The following is a 5,615-nucleotide window of genomic DNA, read 5'->3' as shown; positions in this document are numbered from 1 at the left end:
ATGGTCGCTTATCGCTCACGCTGGTTCCGCCCTTCGGGCGGCGCTGCGCGGGGCGCGGCGCACCAGCGCCGACGGCCGGTCGGCCTCGCGAAGCTTAAGCTTCGAGGCAGGCACGAAAAGAACGGGAAGGACCAACAGGCAGTCGGGAAACATATTCCCTTACTCCCCTGTTCCCCTCCTCCCCAACCCAGCTTCTCGTTTGAATGTGCGCTTTGCCGACCTGGTGGTTATGGCGGAGCGGCTGCACCCGATCCCATTCCGAACTCGGCCGTGAAACGCTCCAGCGCTGATGGTACTTCGTCTCAAGACGCGGGAGAGTAAGTCGCTGCCAGGTCTGCTAAACGCACAGTCAAAAATCTCGTTGCATGATCGTTCGACAGAGTTTTGCGCCGCATGAGCGGCGCTTCGGTCGGGTGGTTGGAATTCGGATAGGGAATCCCTATTTGTAGTGTTGGCGCGGGGTGGAGCAGCCCGGTAGCTCGTCAGGCTCATAACCTGAAGGTCACAGGTTCAAATCCTGTCCCCGCAACCAGTTTCAATGGCCCGGCTCGTCCGGGCCATTTTCGTTTCCAGGGTGCTGTTTCCGGCAGGCGAAAGGGACCGCGACGCGATGAGCCACGATACGAATTACCCCGACACGCAGCTTCTCATTGATGGCGTCTGGCGCGCCGGAACCGGCGGGCTCACGATCCCGGTGGTCAACCCGGCGACCGAGGCCACCATCGGCACCGTGGCGCGTGCCACCCGCGAGGATCTCGACGCGGCACTTGCTGCCGCGGAAAAGGGGTTCGAGGTCTGGCGCGCCACTTCCGCCTATGAACGCTCGAAGATCATGCGCCGCGCGGCGGCGCTGCTGCGCGACCGCAAGGCGGCGATCGCGCGACTCATGACCGTGGAGCAGGGCAAGCCGCTTGCCCAGTCGCTGGGCGAAACGGCGGGTGCTGCCGACACGATCGAGTGGTTCGCCGAGGAAGGCCGCCGTGCCTACGGCCGCATCGTGCCGGCGCGCGGCGCCAATGTCAGCCAGAGCATCATCAAGCTTCCGGTCGGCCCGGTCGCGGCGTTCAGCCCGTGGAACTTCCCGATCAACCAGGCGGTGCGGAAGATTTCGGCCGCGTTGTCCACCGGTTGCTCGATCATCATCAAGGCTCCGGAAGAAACCCCGGCTTCGCCCGCCGAGCTGGTGCGCGCGTTCATGGACGCCGGCGTGCCGAACGGCGTCATCAACCTGGTGTTCGGCGTGCCAGCCGAAATCTCGGAATATCTGATCCCGCATCCGACCATCCAGAAGATCTCGTTCACCGGTTCTACCGCCGTGGGCAAGAACCTTGCGGCGCTGGCCGGCCAGCACATGAAGCGCGCCACCATGGAGCTCGGCGGCCATGCGCCGGCGATCGTCTTCGACGACGCCGACATGGACAACGCGCTCGCCGTGCTGGCGGCGGCGAAGTTCCGCAATGCCGGGCAGGTCTGCGTCTCGCCGACCCGGTTCCTGGTGCAGGAGGGCTCGTTCGACCGGTTCACCGAGGGCTTTACCCGCGCGGCGAAGGCGCTGAAGGTCGGCAACGGCCTGGACGAGGGCGTCGAGATGGGGCCGCTCGCCAATGCCCGCCGCATCGACGCGCTGGAAGGCTTCATCGCGGACGCAGTCGACAAAGGCGCGGAATTGAAGACCGGCGGCCGGCGTATCGGCAATACCGGCTATTTCTTCGAGCCGACGGTGCTGGCCAATGTGCCGCTCGACGCCGAGGTGATGAATGCCGAGCCGTTCGGCCCGATCGCCATCATCAATCCGTTCGGCTCGCTCGACGAGGCGATCACCGAGAGCAACCGCCTGCCCTACGGCCTGGCGTCCTATGCCTTCACCGCGTCGGACCGGACCGGTTACGAGCTCGGCCAGAGGATCAAGGCCGGCATGACGACGATCAACCACAACGGGCTGGCCTTGCCCGAGGTGCCGTTCGGCGGCATCCAGGATTCCGGCTATGGCTCCGAGGGCGGCTCGGAGGCGCTGGAGCCCTATCTCATCACCAAGCTGGTTACGCACGCCCACTGATCGAAAGGCCCGCGCATCGCGCGGGCCTTTTTGCAGGTGCAGGCTTACATCTTCGCCGGCAAGGCGGGGATGGCCGCGACCAGGGCTTTGCCGATGTCGGACTGCGGGGCGTCGATGATCTTTCGGGCCTCGCCTTGCTCCACGATGCGACCCTTGTCCAAAATGGCGACGCGGTGGGCGAAGGCGCGCACGACCGCGAGATCGTGGGAAATGAACAGATAGGCGATCTTTTCCTGCTGCTGGAGGTCGAGCAGCAGGTCGAGGATTTTTCCGCGCACCGAGACATCGAGCGCCGAGACGGCTTCGTCCAGCACGACCAGCGACGGCGTTGTCGCGATGGCGCGGGCGATGGCGACGCGCTGGCGCTGCCCGCCCGAGATTTCGTGGATGGCCCGGTGCCGGAGCGTGAGACTGAGCCCGACCCGTTCCAGCAAGGCGGCGATGCGGCTCGGCCGCTCGCTGCGCGGCGCAAGGCCGTGGATGCGCAGCGGCATGTCGAGCGCCTGCGCCACCGTCGTGCGCGGATTGAAGGCGGCAAGCGAATCCTGGAAGACGAGTTGCAGGTCGCGGCGCCGGGCGCGCAGAGCCGCGCCGCGAAGGGCCAGCCAATCTTCGCCCTTGAAGGTGATCGACCCGGCCTCGGCATCGATCAGCCGCAGCAACAACCGCGCGACGGTGGACTTGCCGCTGCCGGAAGGACCGGCCAGCGCCAGCGTCTCGCCGGGCTCTATGTGAAACGAAACACCGTCCACCGCCGCGACCCTCGTTGCGCCGCGCGGAAAATGTCGGGTGAGCCCCGATACCGTAAGCAACGGCTTATCCATGGCGCGCCCCTGCCCGCAACGGTTCGGCGTCGAGGACGATATGGGCGGCAAGCAACGCCCTTGTGTAGGCATGGCGCGGCTGGCTTATGACTTGGCCTGTCTCGCCAAGCTCGACCATGTCGCCCTCGCGGAACACGGCGATGCGGTCGCAAAGCTCGGCCGCGAGCGCGATGTCGTGGCCGACGAACAACAGCGTCATACCGTTTTCCTCGACCAGCCGGCGGATCAGCCCGATGATCTCGGCCTGCACGATGGTGTCGAGCGCGCTCGTCGCCTCGTCGGCGATCAGCAGGCGCGGGCCGGCGGCGATGGCGGCGGCAAGGGCGACGCGCTGCTTCTGGCCGCCGGAAAGCTGGTGAGGATAGGCACCCATGACGGAATCCGGATCTGGCAGGCGAACGCGCGCGAGCAGGCTTTTCGCCTGTTCGTGGGCTTGCGGCCAGCCGAGGCCGAGATGCGCCCTCGCCACTTCCGCGATCTGGGTGCCGATGGGCATCACGGGATCGAGGCTTGCCGCCGAATCCTGGAAGACGAAACCGAAGTCGCGGCCGCCTTGCGGGCGGTGCCGGCCGATGGCGCGAATTTCGGGCCAGGCGAGGTCGCCGCCGATCCGTGCCGTCGCGGGCAGCAGGCCGGCGATCGCCAGGGCAAGGGTGCTTTTGCCGGAGCCGCTTTCGCCGATGACGGCCAGCTTCTCGCCATCGAGGATGTCGAGATCGAGGGGCTTCAGGGCCGCGTGGTCCCGGCCGGCATAGGCGACCGACAGCGAGCGCAGAGTGACGAGCGGCCTCATGACAGGCCTCGGCGCACGGCCGTGGTTTCGACGATGCCTTCGCCGGCGAGATAGACGCCGAGCACCGTCGAGACCAGGGCGATGCCGGGGATGATGGACAGGTAGGGGGCCGAGCGCAGCACGGCGCGGCCTTCGGCGATCATGCCGCCCCAGGTCACGCGGTTGGGGTCGCCGAGGCCGAGAAAGGACAGCGCCGCCTCGGTCAGCACGGCGCCGGCGACGATGATCGAAGACAGCGCCAACACCGGCGGCAGCGCGTTGGGCAGCACCTCGCGAAAGGCGATCTCCAGCGGATGCATGCCGGCGACACGGGCAGCGGCGACATAGTCGCGTTCGCGGATCGACAGCACCTCGGCCCGGGCGACGCGCGCCGGTCCCGTCCAGGCGGAAAGGGCGATGGCGATGACGACGACCATGAGAGAGGGGCCGACGACGCTGACGAAAGCGAGCGCCAGCAGGAAGCCGGGCACGGTCTGGAAGGCATCGGTCAGGCGCATCAGCGCATCGTCCGCGATGCCGCCGGCAAAGCCGGCCAGCGTTCCGATGACGGCGCCCAGCGCCAGCGCTGCCGCCGCCGCCGCCAGCCCGACGGCGAGCGAGGTGCGCGCGCCGTAAAACAGTTCCGCCAGCACGTCGCGGCCAAGCCGGTCGGTGCCGAGCGGCAGCGACCAATCCTGGAACGGCGGCAGCAGCGCCGGCCCGGCAATGGCTTGCGGGTCGCCGGGGAACAACAGTGGGGACGCCAGCGCCATCACGGCCAGGACGGCCAGGATGAGGGTGCCGGCCACCGTTTCCGGCTTGCGGAAAAAGCGGAAAAGGCCCCTCATGCGGCAGCCTCGCTCGCGCCGACGCGGGGGTCCAGGAAGGCATAGGCGATGTCGACCGCGAGGTTGATCAGCACCACCAGCACGGCGCTGGTCAGGATGATGCCCATCAAGAGCGGCGTGTCGCGGGCGCTGACCGCTTCCTGTGCCAGCCGGCCGAGGCCGGGCACGGCGAACACGCTTTCGATGACGACGCTGCCGCCCAGCATCTGGGCCGATTGCAGGCCGAGCATGGTGACCAGCGGCAAGAGCGCGTTGCGGGCGACATGGGCGAGCACGATGCGCTGCCGCGGCAGGCCCCTGGCGCGGGCGGCGAGGATGAAGTCCAGGCGCCAGATCTCCGCCATGCCGGCACGCATCATGCGCAGATAGAGCGCGAGATAGATGAGGCCGAGCGCGGTCACCGGCAGCACCAGATGGACGGCGATATCGGCGGCGCGGGAAAGGCCCGTGCGGCCGGAGGCGATGGTTTCGATGCCGCCGACCGGCAACCAGCGCAGGTCGACGGCAAAGACGACGATCAGCACGAGGCCGAACCAGAAGCTCGGCACGGCGTAGAGCGCCAGCGAGCCGATCGACAGCAGGCGGTCGCGAAAGCTGCCGGGCCTTGCGCCGGCGACGATGCCGAGCAGCGAGCCGAGCGCGAAGGAAAGCGCGGTGGCGCTGCCCATCAGCAGCAGCGTGTTGGGCAGGCGCTCGAGAATGACGTCGAGGATCGGCCGCGAGAAGGCGACCGAACGGCCGAGGTCGAAATGGGCGAGCACCCAGACGTAGCTGGCGAGCCGCGTGAGCGCCGACTGGTCGAGTCCCCAGCGCTGGCGCAGGGTCTCGACCATGCCGGCATCGCCGCCGGTGGAAGCGATATAGGCGTCGACCGCGTCACCGGGGGCTGCCTCCAGCAAAAGGAAGGTGCCGACGATCACCAGGGCGAGCACGAAGACAGACCCGACCAGCCGCCGGCGCAGCAGGAGGAGCGCGCGGTTCATGGCCCTTGGTCTCCGTGGTTTTTCAGGAGGGCATCACGCATGTTTCGGCCACGAAGGCAAGGCGGCCGGAAGAGCAAGTCCGGTGCCGTTGCGGGCTTGAAACCCCCACCCCTGGCCCCTCCCCACAAGGGG

The 5,615-nt window shown here is 67.7% G+C and carries 5 protein-coding genes, 1 tRNA gene and 1 rRNA gene; 3 read left to right on the top strand and 4 right to left on the bottom strand.

The window, feature by feature from the left end:
- Nucleotides 1-219 precede the first annotated feature (219 nt).
- The 3 genes from rrf to ACFOHJ_RS06265 all read left to right on the top strand — a co-directional run bounded on the left by rrf (nt 220) and on the right by ACFOHJ_RS06265 (nt 2,056).
- Nucleotides 220-334, top strand: a 5S ribosomal RNA gene (gene rrf, locus ACFOHJ_RS06275).
- 121 nt (nt 335-455) lie between these two features.
- A tRNA-Met gene (locus ACFOHJ_RS06270) sits at nt 456-532 on the top strand.
- A gap of 78 nt (nt 533-610) precedes the next feature.
- Nucleotides 611-2,056, top strand: a complete 1,446-nt coding sequence (locus ACFOHJ_RS06265) for an NAD-dependent succinate-semialdehyde dehydrogenase (RefSeq protein WP_378219596.1) — start codon at nt 611-613, stop codon at nt 2,054-2,056.
- Between the two features lie 44 nt (nt 2,057-2,100).
- Here the strand turns inward: ACFOHJ_RS06265 and ACFOHJ_RS06260 are convergent, their stop codons facing one another.
- Genes ACFOHJ_RS06260 through ACFOHJ_RS06245 form a run of 4 tightly spaced genes read right to left on the bottom strand, consistent with a single transcriptional unit; the run spans nt 2,101 to nt 5,483 of the window.
- Nucleotides 2,101-2,880, bottom strand: a complete 780-nt coding sequence (locus tag ACFOHJ_RS06260; RefSeq protein ID WP_378219594.1) for an ABC transporter ATP-binding protein — start codon at nt 2,878-2,880, stop codon at nt 2,101-2,103.
- On the bottom strand, nt 2,873-3,673 hold the full coding sequence (locus ACFOHJ_RS06255) for an ABC transporter ATP-binding protein (RefSeq protein ID WP_378219592.1): 801 nt from the start codon (nt 3,671-3,673) through the stop codon (nt 2,873-2,875). The genes ACFOHJ_RS06260 and ACFOHJ_RS06255 overlap by 8 nt, the downstream gene beginning before the upstream one ends.
- Complete coding sequence (locus ACFOHJ_RS06250; protein ID WP_378219590.1) at nt 3,670-4,500, bottom strand: ABC transporter permease; 831 nt, start codon at nt 4,498-4,500, stop codon at nt 3,670-3,672. Before ACFOHJ_RS06250 ends, ACFOHJ_RS06255 begins: the two co-directional genes overlap by 4 nt.
- Entirely contained in the window at nt 4,497-5,483 is a 987-nt protein-coding gene (locus ACFOHJ_RS06245) for an ABC transporter permease (protein ID WP_378219589.1), read from the bottom strand. The genes ACFOHJ_RS06250 and ACFOHJ_RS06245 overlap by 4 nt, the downstream gene beginning before the upstream one ends.
- Nucleotides 5,484-5,615: the final 132 nt, after the last annotated feature.

The organism is Aquamicrobium soli (assembly GCF_042646345.1).
Taxonomy (GTDB): Bacteria; Pseudomonadota; Alphaproteobacteria; order Rhizobiales; family Rhizobiaceae; genus Mesorhizobium; species Mesorhizobium soli_A.
Note: the sequence above shows the minus strand (reverse complement) of the source record. Positions and strands in the feature narration are given on the sequence as shown.

Coding starts and splice junctions, on each gene's coding strand:
- ACFOHJ_RS06265 (WP_378219596.1), top strand. CDS start 611: ATGAGCCACGATACGAATTACCCCGACACGCAGCTTCTCATTGATGGC.
- ACFOHJ_RS06260 (WP_378219594.1), bottom strand. CDS start 2,880: ATGGATAAGCCGTTGCTTACGGTATCGGGGCTCACCCGACATTTTCCG.
- ACFOHJ_RS06255 (WP_378219592.1), bottom strand. CDS start 3,673: ATGAGGCCGCTCGTCACTCTGCGCTCGCTGTCGGTCGCCTATGCCGGC.
- ACFOHJ_RS06250 (WP_378219590.1), bottom strand. CDS start 4,500: ATGAGGGGCCTTTTCCGCTTTTTCCGCAAGCCGGAAACGGTGGCCGGC.
- ACFOHJ_RS06245 (WP_378219589.1), bottom strand. CDS start 5,483: ATGAACCGCGCGCTCCTCCTGCTGCGCCGGCGGCTGGTCGGGTCTGTC.